General features: G+C 46.1%; 16 protein-coding genes. 7 read left to right on the forward strand and 9 right to left on the reverse strand.

What is annotated here, in order from left to right; all coding sequences use genetic code 11:
• Positions 1-6 precede the first annotated feature (6 nt).
• From deoA to DVO77_RS10040, 7 genes are all read right to left on the reverse strand, one after another.
• A complete protein-coding gene (deoA, locus tag DVO77_RS10010; protein WP_110458226.1) occupies positions 7-1,338 on the reverse strand; it encodes a thymidine phosphorylase in 1,332 nt (443 codons plus the stop codon).
• Positions 1,339-1,515: 177 nt separating this feature from the next.
• The gene (gene deoC, locus DVO77_RS10015) at positions 1,516-2,289 is read right to left on the reverse strand and encodes a deoxyribose-phosphate aldolase (RefSeq protein ID WP_110458227.1); all 774 of its coding nucleotides are present in this window, start codon (positions 2,287-2,289) and stop codon (positions 1,516-1,518) included.
• Between the two features lie 458 nt (positions 2,290-2,747).
• The gene (locus DVO77_RS10020) at positions 2,748-3,608 is read right to left on the reverse strand and encodes a nucleoside-specific channel-forming Tsx family protein (RefSeq protein ID WP_119978252.1); all 861 of its coding nucleotides are present in this window, start codon (positions 3,606-3,608) and stop codon (positions 2,748-2,750) included.
• 377 nt (positions 3,609-3,985) lie between these two features.
• Entirely contained in the window at positions 3,986-5,245 is a 1,260-nt protein-coding gene (locus DVO77_RS10025) for a NupC/NupG family nucleoside CNT transporter (RefSeq protein ID WP_119978253.1), read from the reverse strand.
• 178 nt (positions 5,246-5,423) lie between these two features.
• Complete coding sequence (locus DVO77_RS10030; RefSeq protein WP_119978254.1) at positions 5,424-6,245, reverse strand: TatD family hydrolase; 822 nt, start codon at positions 6,243-6,245, stop codon at positions 5,424-5,426.
• A 398-nt stretch (positions 6,246-6,643) separates the two neighbouring features.
• Positions 6,644-8,230, reverse strand: a complete 1,587-nt coding sequence (gene prfC, locus DVO77_RS10035) for a peptide chain release factor 3 (protein ID WP_119978255.1) — start codon at positions 8,228-8,230, stop codon at positions 6,644-6,646.
• A 256-nt stretch (positions 8,231-8,486) separates the two neighbouring features.
• Positions 8,487-9,134 (reverse strand): LexA family protein, encoded by a 648-nt coding sequence (locus tag DVO77_RS10040; RefSeq protein ID WP_000854920.1) that lies wholly within the window; start codon positions 9,132-9,134, stop codon positions 8,487-8,489.
• 117 nt (positions 9,135-9,251) lie between these two features.
• On the opposite strand from DVO77_RS10040, the gene DVO77_RS10045 reads away from it, so the two are divergent.
• From DVO77_RS10045 to eexR, 7 genes are read left to right on the forward strand one after another with little or no spacing between them, the layout of a single operon-like run.
• The gene (locus DVO77_RS10045; RefSeq protein WP_000451746.1) at positions 9,252-9,503 is read left to right on the forward strand and encodes a helix-turn-helix domain-containing protein; all 252 of its coding nucleotides are present in this window, start codon (positions 9,252-9,254) and stop codon (positions 9,501-9,503) included.
• 55 nt (positions 9,504-9,558) lie between these two features.
• A complete protein-coding gene (locus DVO77_RS10050) occupies positions 9,559-10,428 on the forward strand; it encodes a hypothetical protein (protein ID WP_119978256.1) in 870 nt (289 codons plus the stop codon).
• Positions 10,415-11,077, forward strand: coding sequence for a DUF6475 domain-containing protein (locus DVO77_RS10055; RefSeq protein ID WP_119978257.1), 663 nt, complete (start codon positions 10,415-10,417; stop codon positions 11,075-11,077). The genes DVO77_RS10050 and DVO77_RS10055 overlap by 14 nt, the downstream gene beginning before the upstream one ends.
• Positions 11,064-11,612 carry a lytic transglycosylase domain-containing protein gene (locus DVO77_RS10060; protein WP_119978258.1) on the forward strand — a complete coding sequence of 183 codons (549 nt, stop codon included), beginning with the start codon at positions 11,064-11,066 and terminating at the stop codon, positions 11,610-11,612. Before DVO77_RS10055 ends, DVO77_RS10060 begins: the two co-directional genes overlap by 14 nt.
• Entirely contained in the window at positions 11,609-11,908 is a 300-nt protein-coding gene (locus tag DVO77_RS10065; protein WP_000210563.1) for a flagellar transcriptional regulator FlhD, read from the forward strand. The genes DVO77_RS10060 and DVO77_RS10065 overlap by 4 nt, the downstream gene beginning before the upstream one ends.
• Complete coding sequence (locus DVO77_RS10070; protein WP_000566755.1) at positions 11,905-12,438, forward strand: FlhC family transcriptional regulator; 534 nt, start codon at positions 11,905-11,907, stop codon at positions 12,436-12,438. Before DVO77_RS10065 ends, DVO77_RS10070 begins: the two co-directional genes overlap by 4 nt.
• Positions 12,439-12,492: 54 nt before the next feature.
• Positions 12,493-12,924: an entry exclusion protein EexR gene (gene eexR, locus DVO77_RS10075; RefSeq protein WP_119978259.1), complete on the forward strand. Its 432-nt coding sequence runs from the start codon at positions 12,493-12,495 to the stop codon at positions 12,922-12,924.
• Positions 12,925-12,954: 30 nt separating this feature from the next.
• On the opposite strand, the gene DVO77_RS10080 is transcribed toward eexR, so the two are convergent.
• Entirely contained in the window at positions 12,955-16,524 is a 3,570-nt protein-coding gene (locus DVO77_RS10080) for a conjugal transfer protein TraG N-terminal domain-containing protein (RefSeq protein ID WP_119978260.1), read from the reverse strand.
• A 3-nt stretch (positions 16,525-16,527) separates the two neighbouring features.
• Positions 16,528-17,916: a conjugal transfer protein TraH gene (locus DVO77_RS10085; RefSeq protein ID WP_119978261.1), complete on the reverse strand. Its 1,389-nt coding sequence runs from the start codon at positions 17,914-17,916 to the stop codon at positions 16,528-16,530.

Below are 17,916 nucleotides of genomic sequence, written 5' to 3' on the forward strand. Positions count from 1 at the left end.
ACTCTCCTAGAGATCAGATTGACGAATGTAACGATAGATCTCTGGTGTTTTTTCTGGCGCGGTATCGCCAATATGAATCGCATTTTGTACGGCCTGCGCTGCGGCATCAAATGCATCTTCCGATTGTGCATGGATCATGGCTATGGGTTTATCGGCGGTGATTTCATCACCTAATGCACAGACTTGGGTTAACCCGACACTGTAATCGAGTTTATCACCAGGTTTACGCCGTCCACCACCTAAGGTCACCACAGCTAAACCCAGTTCGCGAGTGTCCATTGCCGTAGCAAATCCGCTACGGTTAGCATACACAGGACGAATAATGGCTGAGTGTGGCAGATAGTTGGCGTAGTTTTCGATAAAGTCACTCGGACCACCAAGACCCGAAATCATCCGGCCAAAGATTTCGGCGGCTTTACCGTTATCAAGGACGCGATTAAGCATGTCACGCGCTTGGGCTTCGTTGGCCGCTAGGCCACCCAGTTGCAACATCTCGGCGCACAGCCCCATAGTGACAGCATATAAACGGGGATTACGATACGCGCCCGTTAAGAAGTCCACCGCCTCTTTCACCTCAACGGCATTACCCGCACAGGACGCCAAAACTTGGTTCATGTCGGTCAATAATGCAGTGGTCTTTGTCCCTGCGCCATTGGCAACAGCTGTGATAGAACGTGCTAATGCTTCAGATGCTTCGTAGGTCGGCATGAAAGCGCCGCTGCCCACTTTGACATCCATCGCGAGTGCATCAAGGCTGCAGGCCAGTTTTTTCGACAAGATAGAAGCGGTAATAAGCGAGATAGATTCAACCGTGGCGGTATTATCCCTGATAGAATAGAAGCGCTTATCGGCAGGGACTAGGTCACCCGTTTGACCAATAATGGCAACGCCGACGTCTTTAACCACCTGCCGAAACAGCTGACTGTCGGGTTCAGTTTGGTAACCCGGAATAGCATCAAACTTATCTAGCGTACCACCAGTATGGCCAAGCCCTCGGCCAGATATCATAGGCACATAACCGCCACACGCAGCGGCCATGGGGCCAAGCATGAGGCTTATCACATCACCCACACCACCGGTACTGTGTTTGTCAATAATCGGACCATTTAGCCCTAAACTATCCCAATTAAGCACGGTACCAGAGTCACGCATCGCCGTGGTGAGCGCAATACGCTCATCCATATTCATGTCATTAAAATAAACCGCCATGCCTAGGGCCGCGATCTGCCCCTCTGACACACTATTATCAGTGATCCCTTTAACGAAGAACTGAATCTCTGCGGTGGTTAATGCTTCGCCATTACGTTTTTTACGAATAATTTCTTGTGCTAAAAACATGGTGCTGCCTCCAAGTTTGCCGCTAATGCTATGTAATAACGACAAGCTCTTTTATAAGACGCCATGCCAGTCTACGGATAAGGTAAAACACTGGCTGAAATGGCGTCTTCAATTAGATTTAGATCACACTTAATTTAAACGCTAACTCACTAAACTGATTAAGCCTTAGCTTAAGTATTAGTAGCCTTGCGGCCCTTTAGGAGCGTCGGCTAACTCTAAAGTATGCAGCAAGTTAGTAAGTAGGCTCGATGCACCAAAGCGGAACGTTGCAGGGCTGACCCAATCATCACCGAGTATGCGTGCAGCAAGGCCTAAGAACTCGGCGGCGGCAGCTGCATCACGAACACCACCGGCAGGCTTAAAGCCCACTTTAGGATTCTTTTCGCTGATCACTGTCATCATGATTTCAGCCGCTTCTAAGGTAGCATTTACTGCAACTTTACCTGTTGAGGTCTTGATAAAGTCAGCGCCAGCATCGATAGAGAGTTCTGAAGCACGGCGAATTAATGCTGGATCTTGTAACACACCCGATTCGATAATGACTTTTAGTAAGACATCATCACCGCACTCTTCTTTACAGGCTTTAACAAGTTCAAAACCTATGGTTTCATTGCCTTCCATTAACGCACGGTAAGGGAACACAACATCCACTTCATCGGCGCCATAAGCCACTGCCGCGCGGGTTTCGAGTACGGCAATAGCAATGTCATCGTTGCCATGAGGGAAATTAGTCACTGTGGCGATTTTAATCTCTTCACAGCCCATATCATTGAGGGTTTTGCGCGCAATAGGAATGAAGCGAGGATAGATACAAATGGCGGCGGTATTGCCTGCAGGGGTCTGCGCTTTATGACAAAGCTCGATCACTTTTTGATCGGTATCGTCGTCATTTAACGTGGTCAAGTCCATTAATTGAATGGCTTGTTGTGCTGCTTTTTTTAAATCGCTCATAATAGCTCTCCGAGACGTAATTTATTAATTGAAAATAATAAAAAGAGATCGACGTATGACAGCGCCTAAGAGTTGGCAATTGTGATTATTGTTATGGCCGGGCCTTCAGCGTTGGCATAAAACAAGCCAATCCCCATTACAGGAATATGGCATATGTTTTACACATTCAGGAGTTCATTGCCCCACACTATGTTGCGAGCCATCCTGAAACAAGGTAACGACTTGAATCCTTGAAGACCGGGAAGGGGAACGAATTATTATCACTGTAGAGTAGTGTTCCTGCCTTTCCGCGAAAAATCCATTTTAGCGCGTAAAACGACTAACCTTTATCTAAACAAGCTCTATCAATATAGTTCATGCTTAAGTAAAAATTAACCTATCTCGTGAGATGAAGCTCCATTTGGAAGATAATAATTTGGAGCCGCCAACGCGGCTCCAAATACTTACTTATTCTATTCTTAGAACTTGTAAGTTGCGCTGAGGTAGTGACCCCAACCTGTTGATTCTAGGCCAAATGTTCCGTTATCTTTAAGTAAATAAACATCTTTAAAGCCTTTTAGACCATAACCAAGCGCGTAGCGCTCAGAGTGCCAGTATAGGCCGAAGAACACATTACCACCGCTAGAAGTAAATGTTGTGTTTACGTACTTACCAGCGTCATCATAAGCTTTAACTTCATCAGCACCAAATTGGTAATCAACATAACCTTGGAATGACAGGAAGCTCTTGTTTTCGAAGAAGTAGAAAGGCTTGAACCAGTTAGCAGAGAACTGATAACCATTCCAATCTTTGGTATTGAAGTCATAAGTGGCATACAGGTTCATGCCAGTTTTGCCCAACCATGGCACCATTACGTCAGCACCAACACCCCAGAATGACATGTTAGTATCGCCACTTCCGTCTTGAGCGATTCCACCACCGCCCCAGTTAAATAGGGTTGAGAAGTATACTTCTTGGATAGGGCCAGCAGAAAGGTCTAACCCAGTGATAGCATCGATAGAGAAACGTGGAGCAAACTTCATGAACATTTTGCTCGCGCCGTTTACTTTGTCACCTGAACTGCTGTTAGTTAGGTTGAATACATCAACGTAACCATAAAGATCAACTACACCAGAACGTCCACCAAATTCCATCTCTAGGTAGTTATGTTCAGCATCAGCACCTGGTGCAATTGGATGCTCATCGATTGCATACATCGCATTGAACTGCATCCACTTGTAATCGCTACCGTGTAGGTCTGAGCGATCAGCTGCAAACGCTGTACCTGACATCGCAGCTACCGCTGTAGCAGCTAAAGCTAAAGTTTTAACGTTTTTCATCATCAACCCCATTATTTTATGGTTTTACTGCTCTTAAAGAGTCAGTGCTTCTTTTTGTTTCGCGCCGCATTTTACCCAAACGGTACTAAATAACAATACAATTAACGTAAAAATGCGAACACAATTTTCTAACATAAAAACAAACTGCAATGATTGGTCAACGCTTGTAAATATTGACCCTATTTACAAGCTGACTTACCTGAGTTCGTTGGTCTAGCACCCTCATAAATCTGTAGCTACAGACACATGATTAGCTAGTACAGTGTTAATTAATAACGCTGTTTTGCTTGTTGTGAAAAATGGTGTAGTTAACTTTGACTCTGCCCTGCTGGGCAGAGTCATCATTCAGGGGCATCCCCCAAGAAATTACCTGAGACTTATAACGCTAGGAATAGACCCGCAAGCGTCGCACTCATCAAGTTTGCTAATGAACCTGCAATCACCGCACGGAAACCTAGCTTAGCAAGGTCGTGACGACGGCTTGGCGCCATTGAACCTAGACCACCAAGTAAAATAGCGATTGAAGATAAGTTAGCGAAGCCACACAGTGCGAACGAGATGATAGCTTTAGTTCTATCCGTCATCACAGCATTCGTTGCTTCAACTAATAGACCGCCATCAGCCACATCTTTCAGATATGGAGCAAAATTGAGGTAAGCAACGAATTCGTTAACCACAATCTTTTGACCGATGAAAGAACCGGCAACTAAAGCCTCGTTCCAAGGTACACCGATAAGGAATGCAAGTGGCATAAACACATAGCCTAAAATTAGCTCTAGAGTGATACCCTCTAAACCAAACAGACCCGTTACACCACCAATGATGCCGTTAAGCATGGCAATCAGCCCCACGAAAGCAAGTAGCATAGCCCCCACGTTTAATGCTAAATGCATACCCGATGAAGCACCTGCAGCAGCAGCATCTAATACGTTAGCTGGCTTATCAGGATCGTCTGGAAGCTCATCCATTTCATTAACCGTTTTCTCGGTTTCTGGATGCATCAGCTTAGCCATTAATAGGCCACCTGGAGCTGCCATGAAAGATGCAGCAACAAGGTACTGGATAGGTACACCCATCTGCGCGTAACCGGCTAAGACCGAACCCGCGATTGAGGCTAAACCACCGACCATGATGGCAAACAGCTCAGATTGCGTCATTGTCGCGATAAACGGACGAACCACAAGTGGCGCTTCAGTTTGACCAACGAAGATATTGGCTGTCGCAGACATAGATTCAGTACGGCTAGTACCCAAGGCTTTTTGTAGCGCACCACCGATAATACGGATGATCCACTGCATGATGCCAAGGTAGTAAAGTACGGCGATAAGTGAAGAGAAGAATACGATAACCGGTAGCACGTTAACCGCGAAGATGAAACCAACTTTGAAGTTAGCTAAATCGCCGAAAAGGAAGCTGATACCGTCTTGTGCGTAACTAATAACGCTTGATACGCCATCAGAGACTGTTTGAAGAATATCTTTACCGACTGGAACATATAACACGAAACCTGCGAAAAACGCCTGAATAGCCAGCGCGCCAAACACAGTGCGGAAGTTAATAGCTTTTTTGTTATTTGATAACAAAAAACCTATTGCAAGTAGGGTGACCACCCCTACCAAGCTCATTAAAATATCCATTAACCATCACCCTATTGTTAATAATTTTTAATTATGTTGTTAACCAACCTTTTTTCAACATCAGATTATACCCGAGCGATTGGCTAAAATCGTCGTTTTGATCAAGTTTTTGAAGTTTTATTTCAATACGTTAGACCATAAATTTGATGCGCCCCACATCTGTTTTTTAAAAATCAAATTAGAGGTCAAAGAGTTGCAGGGTATTTCGAAACACTTGTTCTGAAACTAGAACGCGAGATTTTTTCTGCAACATTGCAATTTCTGCGATCAATAAATGCAACATTAAGTTAGATTCGCTGATATTATCGTCAACATCTGGTTTTTCCTGCTGTAAAGCAAGAGCCAGATCGGTCTCAACCACTAAAGATGCTAAGGGCAGATTGACAATGGACTCTCGTAGCTTTTTGGCCGTTTTGTTTAATAGTAGATGGCCGATCCCCAGCTTCATACCACAATCGAGATACTGCTGCGCCAATTGAGTACTGCCATAAAAGCCATGGATCACTCCCGCTTTGTTTAATGGATAACGCTTAAGTAAATGCAATACTTCATTATGAGCTTTGACACTGTGAATTATTACTGGCAAGTCAAAACGCTGCGCCAAACTTAACTGCGCCTCGAAACAGTGAATTTGCATATCCCACGTGTCACGATATCCACCATCGAGGCCACATTCACCAATCGCCACTAAGCGTTTGTCTTGCTTGTTTTTTATCAGTAATTGTTCAAGTTGAACTATGTCACTAGGCCATTGCTCATCGCAATACCAAGGATGAATGCCTAAGGCATAACTGCAATCATATTGCTTCGCTACGGCGCGTTGCTTAGCCCAATGGGCAGCAGATACTCCGGGGATCACTGCATGCACTAAACCCAGTCGCTGCATGTGCAACATTAATATGTCACGCTTTGCATCAAACAAATCAAAATCTAGGTGGATATGGCTGTCAATAACGGGCATCACTGGTGCCTTAGCGTTAAAAGTAATACGACTGACCATACGAGCCCCCCCTTCTAATGGCTGTCATGCGATGAACACTTGGCTGATGATTCAATGTCATCAAACATCAGCTTGGATGAAGTGACACCTTGTACTTGAGCTTTCTGCGCCGAACGCGCGTTATTAAACCCTGCTCAGCCAGTATGGCACGCACAACATCGCTGGCTATTTTCGGTAAATCCCATGCGATCGCACCAAGCAATGTAGGTTTGCCACCATGTACATTTCATTTAACGGCTCTCGCAACGAGCATGCTTACAAAATGAGCATGCTTACAATAAGGGGGTTAAATGACACGACTAAAACCACTCTATTTTAGACACAAAAAAAGCAGACGGATCTGCTTTTTTTATCTGCAATGCTGAGCGTAATGCTATAGAGACAAGCTTGATTAAATCTTAGTTTTCGCGTGTTTTGGCAAACTCAATATCTGGATAACGCTCCATCGACAAGTTGAGATTAACCATAGTCGGTGCGATATAGGTTAAGTTATCGCCACCATCGAGTGCTAAGTTATTACTGCACTTGCGCTTAAAGTCATCCAGCTTTTTGTGATCGTCACAATAAACCCAGCGAGCCGTTGCTACGCTGATCGCTTCGTAAATAGCTTCCACTTTGTATTCACTTTTTAAGCGCTGTACAACCACCTCAAACTGCAGCACACCGACAGCGCCGACGATTAAATCGTTAGTGTCTAAGGGTCTAAACACCTGTACGGCCCCCTCTTCTGACAGCTGCACTAAGCCTTTTAGCAGTTGCTTTTGTTTTAATGGATCTTTTAAACGAATTCGGCGGAACATTTCTGGGGCAAAATTAGGGATACCGGTATAGCGAAATTTATCACCTTGAGTAAAGGTATCACCGATTCGAATCGTACCGTGGTTATGCAAGCCTATGATGTCGCCAGGATAAGCCGCCTCGGCGCGATTACGATCTCCTGCCATAAAGGTCAAAGCATCACTGACATTAACATCTTTACCTATACGCACATGGTGCATCTTCATGCCTTGCTCGTAACGTCCAGTACAGATACGCATAAAGGCCACACGGTCACGATGTTTAGGGTCCATGTTGGCTTGAATCTTAAACACAAAACCACTGAACTTTGGCTCTTCAGGCTCCATGACTCTGACATCGGTTTCGCGCGCTTGTGGACGCGGTGCCCATTGCACGATACCGTCAAGAATATGGTCAACACCAAAGTTACCCAATGCGGTACCAAAGAAAACCGGAGTCAGTTCACCTTTTAGAAAAGCATCTAAATCAAACTCATTAGAGGCGCCTAAAACGAGCTCCATCTCATCACGGATCTCTTGCGCATAGCTGCCAATGGCTTGGTCTAGCTCAGGATTATTTAACCCTTTAATGATCTGTGAATCTTGAATCGTATGTCCCATACCATTTTGATACAGGATCACCTCATCACGCAACAGGTGATAGACCCCTTTAAACTCTTTACCTGCGCCAATGGGCCAAGTGATCGGGGCGCAAGCAATATTGAGTACATCTTCGACTTCGTCCATCAACTCAATCGGATCTCGAATATCACGGTCGAGCTTGTTCATGAAGGTGACAATCGGCGTGTCACGTAGACGCGTCACTTCCATTAATTTGATGGTACGTTGCTCAACACCTTTAGCCGAATCGATCACCATCAAACAAGAGTCAACGGCGGTCAATGTACGGTAAGTATCTTCCGAAAAGTCTTCGTGACCTGGGGTATCAAGCAGGTTAACCAAGGCGTCACGATAAGGAAATTGCATCACAGAGGTGGTAATGGAAATACCACGATCTTTTTCCATTTCCATCCAGTCTGATTTAGCATGCTGGCCTGATTTTTTGCCTTTTACCGTACCGGCTTTTTGCAAAGCGTTGCCGAACAGCAATACCTTTTCAGTAATGGTAGTCTTACCGGCATCGGGGTGAGAGATGATAGCAAAGGTCCTTCGCTTATTGATTTCATTGAGAAAATCTTGGTTTGCCATGTATAAATTCTTTTAGTTTGTACACGGATTTGTACACACTTTTGGAAGTACTCTCTTTTCAGTTCTTCGCTTGTCAAATCCGTCGTGTTAATCGTAATTGGCCGCTATTTTCGCTGATCTTGACTTTATAAACAATCAATGGTTATCTAATCGGTTACCATTTACTCTCAGCGTGCGCCAATGCTCAGTTGTAGCTGTTTGCAATCGTTGCTTCTTCAGCTCATGAACAACTGTGGCTAAACCACAAATTCCATCGCTACCAAAAATCGATGATAGCTTGTCGTACTACACCGATGATGGTGCAGTTGCCGTTGATCGGTATTGCAGGGTATTGCGGGTTCAAAGGTTTTAGATACTTCTGTTCACCATCAATAACCAACTGCTTAAAGGTTGCTTCTTTCGAATCATCCAAACGCGCAACAACCAATGAACCTGAAGAGTAAGGTAACTCAGGATCAACAACGATCACTGCCCCCTCAGGTATGGATTTTTTTCCGCTTGGATTTTCCATACTGTCGCCTTTTACGCGAAGTGCGAAACAACCCTCATGTGCTTTCCCAGTGACTTCACGCCACTCCTCAGCATCTTCATGGGCAAATCCCTCCGCTATTTCAGTCCAATCACCGGCCTGAACCCAGTTAATGAGAGGAATTCTTCCCTTAATATCAGGCCCGACTTCTACATTACCGACCCCCAAGCCAATCTCGCCATCACCTGTGGCGAGCCAATGAGCATTCACGCGAAGCGCCTCCGCGATCTGCATGGTGTAACGAGACCTAGCCGATTTACCAGAGCAAATCTGGCTGATCGACTGCTGTTTGATACCAATGCGACGAGCCAACTCAGACTGAGTCACCCCAGTAAGCTGCAAGGCATGGTTTAGTCGTTCGGATAAAGTTTTCATAAGCCCGTATTCTACAAATAAAACTGTAGCCTTTCAACAATTTTAACTGTTGACTTATCTACAGTTTAAACTGTAACATTCAATCTTGTAACAGTTTTTATTGTAACAGGAGACGGTATGGAAGTGTTCAACACGACACAAAAACATCTCCGCCGTGCCATTGACTTGGTCGGCGGGCAATCAGCATTAGCGCGAGCCATCAACTCAAAACAGCAAAACGTCTGGTTTTGGTTGAATAAATCAGGGCGTGTTCCCGCTGAATTCGTTTTACCCATCGAACAAGCTACGCAAGGACAGGTAACCCGATCTCAGTTAAGACCGGACATCTACCCCGAATGCCCAAGCGAGCTGAAAGCCAGTAACCAGTAGGATTAAGGGCAAGTAATGGTCAGCATTTTACGTAAACACAGAAGCGAGTACCTCCATGCGTGATTATGGCAAGGTCTATACCCGCTTTTGGCTAAAGCAAAACGTTTTGTCCTGGAGTGACTCTGCGAAGTTGCTAGGACTGTATTTGCTTACATGCCCACATTGTAATTTGCTTGGCTGCTTTCGACTGCCGATTGGTTACGTTGCTTCTGACTTGAACTGGGATGAGCAACAGGTTGCCAAGGCGTTAAGTGAGTTAGAACAAGATCAGTTCCTGATTCGTTGCGAGGGATCTGGTTGGACTTTGATTCGAAGCTTTCTGAAGCACAACCCAATCGAAAACCCAAACCAAGGTAAGGCAGCCTTTCGGTTGCTTAAAGATGTACCTGCCGACTTCGTTGGTATGGCATCGCTTTTGAAATCTCTTGCCGCTTTTCAAGCTCGGCTTCCAGAAGAATTTTCATCATTGTTTATGCCTGATGGCAACCCGGTAAGGGACTCTCAACGGTCGGATGACTCTGAGGGAAGCAATAAACCAACAGTTAAAACTGTTGACCAGATACAGTTTGAAGACTTCTGGGATGTACAAATACGCAAAGAAAAAAAAGCGAAAGCCAAAGAAGAATGGCTACGCATGGGCCTCAATGAAGACCATGAACTCGCCTTGGAAGTGCTAACACGCTGGAAAGAGCAACGAGACAACCGATTGCAGTATCAAGACCGGACTAAGACCCCTATGCCACATAACTGGCTTTTAAACCGGCAATGGGAAGACGAGTACGTTCGCATTAATGAAGTACAGCAATCATCGACGAGCCTAAAGGGCAGCAATCACCAATTGAATATTGAAGAAAGCAATCGCCGCATTGCTGAAAGCTGGGCCGGACCAGGTATTCGGGAGGTTCGTTCAAGTGCAGGAGGTTGATAAACGCGAGTTTGCTGAAGTTTGGGGAGCAGCTTGGGCCATGTATGGCAAAAGCGTATCACCGCAATTGCTATCCATCGCATTTGAAGCCCTTCGTGCTTACAGCATTGAAGAAGTGCGAATCGGTCTGACTCGGCATATTCAATCCCCGGATACTGGGCAATTTTTTCCAAAGCCCGCTGACGTCATCAAGCATATCGATGGCAACTCTGGCTCAAGAGCCATGGTTGCTTGGAACAAAGTTGACAAGGCTGTTCGTCAGGTTGGCGCTTGGACATCCGTGATGTTTGACGATGCGTTTATTCACCGCGTTATTTCAGACATGGGGGGATGGGTTGAACTCTGCAAGGTTGACGACAGGGAATACCCCTTTAAGCAAAAAGAGTTTTTAGCACGCTACCAGGCTTACTTGCTCCGGGACGAAGTGGGTGAATACCCAAGGCTATTACAGGGTATTGCAGACCATCAGAACCAGCAAAAAGGATTTGATATGCAAGCGCCGGTTGCCGTGGGCGACTGGTCAAAAGCGGCACAAGTTTATACGAGAGGCATCGCCGACTTTAGCGCAGTGCCTTTAAAAAGAATAAGCCCGAAAGCCATTCAAGCGCTTCTCGGAAATGAATTAGAGGACAAAAATGAAAACGATTAAAGCAAAAACGATTGCCCTAGCGATAGCCATGTCCGCAAGCACTTCAGTCTATGCGTTTCCGGGCTATCAGTGGGAAAAAGCAGCACAAAGCGTTGGTATTGATCCAGTCATGCTCTACGCCGTTGCCTTGGCTGAGTCTGCCTCACATCGCGGTCTCAACATGACCAGTCCATGGCCATACGCAATTCGCAATGGTTCAAATGCAACTTACGCCAAATCTCAGACAGAAGCGAAGCAACTGTTAAACCAAGCACTGCAAGAGAGTGAAAAATACCAGCTCGATATTGGCCTTATGCAAATCAATTTGCATTGGCATGGGCATCGAGTGAGCTCAGCAGCTGAACTGCTAGACCCCATCACCAACCTTACTGTCGGCTCCAGTATTTTGGCCGAAGCAATCAAGTCTTCACCAAACGATTTAGAGCTTGGCATAGGCCGCTATCACAGTTGGAACGAAGAGCGTGCACGCTGGTATGGACAAAGAGTGCTTTCTATTTATCGCAATATTTTACATGAACTGGAGGTCCGTCAATGACAACCAATCAACAAGACTTCTATCAATTAAATTTGGCGTACCTACACGCAGCACGAGAATTAGCGCGAATTGATCCGCAAGAGGCTGTCTTGCGCTTTGGACTTACACGCGATGTGGTTGATGCACTGATTAATGCTGGTGTTGACGACCTGCAACGAGTGGCGACCTCATCATTCATGCTGTTTCAACCAAGGGGAAACCAGAGCCAACTGATTGAGATGGTGAAGAGCAAAGGCACAGGTATCCCAAGAATCGCTTATTTATTATCAACCTTAAACAACAAGGGGGATGCATGATTGATAACCTGTCCAAAAGTGAGCTGTTTACCCGAGCCTCGCTGCTTATTAAATACGGATTTCGAACAACCATTATCGCGCTCGATACAGGTTTGCCAATCCACATTATCAGAAGGCTCCACAAAGAAGTGACTGGCAAGTCACCTTGTCCTGGTCAATTGCCAGAATCTGATGCCATCGTTAAAAGTAGAAGAGCCTTGGTTGAAGGCTCCCTGCTGATGGCGCTTTATGTCAATATTGGTGGTGACAATGTCTACAAGCAATTAAATATTGATGCTTTGATGAAGGCTTACGATGCGTACTTGGTTGCAAGAAAAGAAGCAGATCTTCCAGCTGAGATCCCCTGGAAAAAACTAACCATCAATGAAGGTTGGGTTCTAGCTCGTGATTTAAGATCACAGCTTGCATCCTTACACCGGTGTCGATGCGGTAGTCTGTATTTGACGGTATCTCAACAGCGCATTCAGCTTAAATGTCCTGTGTGCGAAATTATGGCCGAGCAAACCACTAGAGCACTTTTTGAGAACTAACATGCTGATACATGATTTGATTGTGCACCGCCCGTGCACTTTGAGAGTACTAAGATGACAAACTTACTTAAATCTTTACCAGCACGCTGCTGGGTTATATCACTGGGGCTTTTTCTGGCGACTTTGGCTGCGGCTCATTTTTTTCCATCAGAAATATTAACGTCATCTGCCAAGTTAGCGGCTCTGCCATTTCTGTTCTGCACCGTCGTTTTTCTCAGCTACTTGGGATTCAAAGCGACCTGCAACCCCATCGGCCTTATAGCCATCACCACTATGTTTTTAGCAATCGCATATTGGCAAGCGAGTTGGACAATTTTCTGTGTCGGCTTAGCTTTCTTAGGCTTAAGCGGTCTAATCCGTTTGTTTCAAAGGCAACTGAAAGATACCGGTCGAGAACTAAGCCTGAGCGAAAAAAAATATTGGTACTGGGTAAACGAATTTGCAGATGGTCGCTCATCTATTCTCCCCAAAAAACCAAAAAAGTAGCCAGCCTATCACGCTGGCTACCTTCTATTTCTAGTTCCTTCCTGATGCCTGGTTATAGGCCCTAATATCAATCAAGTTGTTCTGAGCATAATCTCCCGCAAGGGATGCATTTGAGATCACCGCTATCTGCTTATCCACAAATGCTTTATCTTCTTCAGACACACTGTCAGAGATGTAAGCGCCACTCTCATCCTTTTGACGATACTCATTTAGCATTTGCTCCCTTAGGCCAAGCATTTCAGGCGACCAACTCGATGAGTCTTCAGAGTTGAATACGCGCCCCGCCAAACCTTCATTGAAAGCTTGAGCGAAAACTTGACTTTGAATCGGGGTCAATCCCATTCTCTGCCCTTCGCTGTATGCTTCCTGTTTAAAATCATCAGCATACTGCTCTAGAAACTCACCATATCGATTGTTAACTGCCGCACCGAATGCCCCCGCCAACATGGCTTCAGACTTAGTGCCCCAGTTTACTTCGGAGGCATACTGCGTACTCGATCCACTGTATGCATCATTAAACGCCGTCAATGGGTTTTCCAAAGAGGTTCCTGCATCAACGGCGGCTTTTAAGCCATCCCAGGTTGATTTGCTGGCCACAGTAGCGTTGTGCAAGAAACCTCGTGAGCCAGGATCTTCAAGCGCTTGTTCTTTGTAACTCTCATAGTCTTCGCCAAAGTGATTCAAGGTATGCAGAGCTGCATCAGTATGCTTGCCACTGAAATCACCAATAGCACTGGCGCTGTTGAAGAACATTTCAGCACCAGAAACTCCGCTATCATCAGCCATAATGCGTGATCGCCACTGAGATCCAGCTTCACTGTTTAGTTCAGATTGATAGGTACTTGTGTCAGTAGCTACGGCCTGCTGAGCTTGCTGCTGATGCGCATTCAACTGTCCATCTATACCAGACAGATTGGTTTGGTAAGCCGATTGAGCTGCGTTGAACTGAGTTTGAACTGTTGCTGCATCCTCGTAGCCGCCCAATACACCCGATTCAACTTGGCTTTGAGTACCACCAAAAGTAGGTGCAGTTGATGACAAGCCTTCATTTGAGCGCGGCTGAATTGATCGTAAATCGGCTCCGGTAGCCATGGCCATAACAGTCATTGCTGCTTGATAATCATTGTCCCGTTCAGCGGGCGTTGAAGAATTGCTATAGGTTAAAGACTCCATAGCTGCGGCCACATACGCCTGATTATCATCAGGTAACAAGCGCTGATACATTGGAAGGTTTTCACGTAATCGGTTACCGGCTTCAACATGCTGGTTCATATAGCGACCTAAATAATCCATGACTTCAGGATTATCCGCCGCTAATCGGGTTAACGTCGCACCATCAGTATTTCTTTGTCCTGATAGACTGTAGCTGGCCTGATCAAGCTCACTAAAGCGGTTTGATGCCGTGACAACGTCTTGTGCTGAACTCTGAAGAGACTGATAGTCTTGGTTAGACAAGGACATCTCAACGCCAGAACGTCTTGAATCTGAAAGGTCCTTAACCATTGCATCGCGATACTCAGCACGTCGTGAATCACTTGATGCCAAGCTTTGCATCTCCCCTGTGAGCGTATTTGCGGTCGTAGATCGAGAACTGCCTTCTGATGACTCAACTTGGCCACTAAAGTTACCACCTAAATCCAAGCCTGCTCGTAACCGTGATATTTTTGGTACACGAGATGAGTCAGGCTTATCGACTCCTGGTAAGTTGCCCTGTGGGGAGTCATTCCCCCCTGTACCAAGTAATCTTCCCAAGAACCCTTTATCTGCTACTTCTTTATCATCGGTATTTGTAATGGTTCCATCGCCACCGACCCTTAAGCCTCCCGATAACGCGCCAGATACCAAGCCACGTACAGCATCTTTTTTATCGTCTCCAAAACCATACCGAGTTTGCAGGTCATCAGTAACCTGATTAACAACGGCGCTAGATGCGGAGTTAGATGAGCCGATCTGACGTCCAACCGAAGACAGGTTGTCGTAACTTAGCTTTTCACCAAAAGTTCGACTCATAGTATTCCCAACCTGACGACTAAAGGCTTGGGTTGCCTGAGTCATGGATTCTTTTGCAGAGCCGACCATTGAACCCACTGCGTTTCCGACAGAGAAACTGCTTAGTAGGTTTGACGCGCCGGTCATAGCAGAACCAGTGAGGGCTGAATTTTGGAACATTGACTGTGATTGCATTACCGGGGCATTTTTCGCGACATCTGGACTTGCCATCTTTTCATCAATGGCATCACCGTTTTGAAGACGTCCAGCCAAGTGGGTTGCAGTTATTGCTGAGCCATACACGAGCATGAGCGAAATCGCCGGAACACTCGACGCCAACATGCCGCCAGTAGCTATCCAGGTTTGCAGCACTGAATCCATCTGCATCATCCCAGCAAAAGATGGCACTTCTGTACCTGCAAAGGCATCAAGAGCCGACATTTTCCCTGCAACGGTTAAATGAATATACAGGTTAATGATGGCCATGACAGGCATCCAAAGTTGAATCCAAAGCAGGATTAACAAGTACTTCCCAGCCATTCGCATCCCGATTTGGCCAAGGGCTATCACAAAGGCCATCAAAGGGGTGATGGCGTAAATGAAACCCTCAAAAAACGTCATCATCGGACGAACAATACTTTGGAACAGAGTCTGCTCCGCCGCCCATTGCGTATTGCGCTGCTCAATCGCTTGGTTAACCATAACGGCTGCGGTGAAAGCTTGATCATCCATATACTTGCCCGTCACGCTTTGCTCATAAATAGGCAAAAGCACTGACGCGGTCATGTACTCTTGGGTGTTAACCGAAGCCAAACCAAGGTTATTCAGTGCATTTCGGATCACGTCATTAGTGTCAGTGGCTGACGAAGTTCCCAATGAGGCTGACAGAACCTGTTTAAGCCTTGGAATGAAGGTTGATTCTGTCATGAGTTTCAGCTGGCTATAGGCATCGGTGCAGTCAAGATCGCTACTGCTACCACTGAGCATGATGCGCGTGCCATAAATGCGCGAATCAAACCTAATCGCAGTCATCGGGTTAGGATCACTCAGCACCTGATCGAGGTTCTTTTGGCCAATGTCGATACCAATCAAGGTGCACTCTTTGATGTAGTTAAACCACGATTGCTCGATGTCCGAGCCGCCGACACGATTTGCATCACCCAACCCCGAGCGATCCATCACCTGTTTTCTCACTTTAATCAGTGACTGTAAACTGGATGCAAAGCCGTATTCCGTCATGGCGGGAGTTGAGAACGCCGTTTCAAACAATCGCGTGATTTGAAAGCCGACAGTCGAAATCGTACTGCCTGCGGCAGCAACACCGATGGGCACATTATCAACCACTCGAACTTGTCCCGTGTACGCATCCTCAATGCTCACTCGGGTACTGGGTCCAAACATGGTTGCAAAGACTAGCCATGAGACTAAAACGTGTTGAAAGTTAATCCCACGACCGCCTTGCATTAAGGCCTGAACAGAGACCATCAATACCCCAATGAGCAAGCCAATCCGAACCATTGAAGTAAAATCGCCTGTACCAGTGATCATCGCGACAGCGTTCAGGACCTGCTCTAAAAAAGCCGAATCCCCGATGGAATAGATTTCCCACATGACCTATTCCCCCAGCGCCGTAGATTTAACGGTGTAATAACGCTGTTTGCGAATGGTCTGAATCACCTGGTTAAAATGCGCCAGCAATTCTTGCTCTGAGCCGTATCTTCGCTGCAACGCAGCGTACTCCTCATTGATTTGGCGACGTGCACGTTCAAGGTCTTCGGTTAACAACTTCGCATAGGCATGATCTTCCACACCAGATGTGCTTCTAGCTGCGTTGAGCATGTCTTCAACCAATGCCCGGGCCATCTCAACTGCAATAAATGGTGCTGCTCGTGAAGCAAAAGACCTAGCGGCCCCTTCATTTAATGCAGAAAGTGTTCGAATCATGCCGCCAATGCTCGCGGGAGCCGAGGTCATAAAAGCCTTTTCGGTGGTGCTAGCAGCCCCTGTATTTCGAGCAAATTTAAAAATAATGCCGTTACTAGAACCTGTACCAAGAAGTAAATTTTCTACTTGGGTTGATAACCCGGTCAGGGTCACGTTAGTGATTGTCGGATTTAGACAGCCGTCTTGTGTCACTGTGTCACATCGGTACATAGCGACGTTACCGCCATGAATTAGATGCTCAATAGTCACTTTATTGCCATTCAGTCTGGTCAGTTTTGGGGCTTTACCTTGACCATCAGCCGCATTCGCTAAATCACCAACGATGATCGAGCCCGTCACGGACATAACCGCTTCAAGAAAACGGTCATCCCCCGATGCAAACCAGCTTGATGCCGAGTGACGTTTCAGTGCTCGCCAGACCAAGTTACCTTTGATCGTTTTGTTCACATCAGATGCCGCGACACTTGAAGCATTCTCATAAGGGTTCTTACCGTTGGACTCACTCCAACTGGTAAAAACGTCTCCAGCCCCTTTGAGAGAGCTCAACATGCTGGCTTCTGTTTGCCCCTTCTTACCAAAAGCAGCCAGAGTATCGTTCACGACTCCCTGAGCCATTTGACAGGAATTGCCAAAATATTCGTTCAACTGCTGGATTTTCTTTTGCAGTGTCTCCATGTGCTGGGAGCATTTCTCACACATAGCACTGAGCGCCAATTGGAATGCGTACCCCTTGGCGTTTGCAGCGACAGAGCGAAGTAATTGAACAAACTGATCCGCGTTAACAAATGACAAACTTCCAGCGAACATATCAATGCCGCCACAACCGGCTTGGAATGACGGAGGCACCATAGAGACGAGGTTCTCGTTCATGATCCTGTTACGAACAACAACACTTCCGCCAGATATAACGCCACGCCGCTGACTCTCGAATACACCAGGCGCAGTGCTGTTGGTCATTGAACCAAATAACTGATTCATCTCCTGTTGCAAGCTTGCTTGGCTCATAGACGAAAAACCAATCGCAAAGGCGATTAGCGATACTCGTAATACTTTTTTCAT

The organism is Shewanella algidipiscicola, assembly GCF_003605125.1.
Lineage (GTDB): Bacteria > Pseudomonadota > Gammaproteobacteria > Enterobacterales > Shewanellaceae > Shewanella > Shewanella algidipiscicola.

What these genes read in the sequence shown, in the direction of transcription:
- DVO77_RS10080 (WP_119978260.1), bottom strand. Translation starts at nt 16,524, where the DNA reads ATGTGGGAAATCTATTCCATCGGGGATTCGGCTTTTTTAGAGCAGGTC.
- DVO77_RS10020 (WP_119978252.1), bottom strand. Translation starts at nt 3,608, where the DNA reads ATGAAAAACGTTAAAACTTTAGCTTTAGCTGCTACAGCGGTAGCTGCG.
- DVO77_RS10050 (WP_119978256.1), top strand. Translation starts at nt 9,559, where the DNA reads ATGCGTGATTATGGCAAGGTCTATACCCGCTTTTGGCTAAAGCAAAAC.
- DVO77_RS10030 (WP_119978254.1), bottom strand. Translation starts at nt 6,245, where the DNA reads ATGGTCAGTCGTATTACTTTTAACGCTAAGGCACCAGTGATGCCCGTT.
- eexR (WP_119978259.1), top strand. Translation starts at nt 12,493, where the DNA reads ATGACAAACTTACTTAAATCTTTACCAGCACGCTGCTGGGTTATATCA.
- deoA (WP_110458226.1), bottom strand. Translation starts at nt 1,338, where the DNA reads ATGTTTTTAGCACAAGAAATTATTCGTAAAAAACGTAATGGCGAAGCA.
- DVO77_RS10040 (WP_000854920.1), bottom strand. Translation starts at nt 9,134, where the DNA reads ATGAAAACTTTATCCGAACGACTAAACCATGCCTTGCAGCTTACTGGG.
- prfC (WP_119978255.1), bottom strand. Translation starts at nt 8,230, where the DNA reads ATGGCAAACCAAGATTTTCTCAATGAAATCAATAAGCGAAGGACCTTT.
- DVO77_RS10085 (WP_119978261.1), bottom strand. Translation starts at nt 17,916, where the DNA reads ATGAAAAAAGTATTACGAGTATCGCTAATCGCCTTTGCGATTGGTTTT.
- DVO77_RS10065 (WP_000210563.1), top strand. Translation starts at nt 11,609, where the DNA reads ATGACAACCAATCAACAAGACTTCTATCAATTAAATTTGGCGTACCTA.
- deoC (WP_110458227.1), bottom strand. Translation starts at nt 2,289, where the DNA reads ATGAGCGATTTAAAAAAAGCAGCACAACAAGCCATTCAATTAATGGAC.
- DVO77_RS10070 (WP_000566755.1), top strand. Translation starts at nt 11,905, where the DNA reads ATGATTGATAACCTGTCCAAAAGTGAGCTGTTTACCCGAGCCTCGCTG.
- DVO77_RS10045 (WP_000451746.1), top strand. Translation starts at nt 9,252, where the DNA reads ATGGAAGTGTTCAACACGACACAAAAACATCTCCGCCGTGCCATTGAC.
- DVO77_RS10025 (WP_119978253.1), bottom strand. Translation starts at nt 5,245, where the DNA reads ATGGATATTTTAATGAGCTTGGTAGGGGTGGTCACCCTACTTGCAATA.
- DVO77_RS10060 (WP_119978258.1), top strand. Translation starts at nt 11,064, where the DNA reads ATGAAAACGATTAAAGCAAAAACGATTGCCCTAGCGATAGCCATGTCC.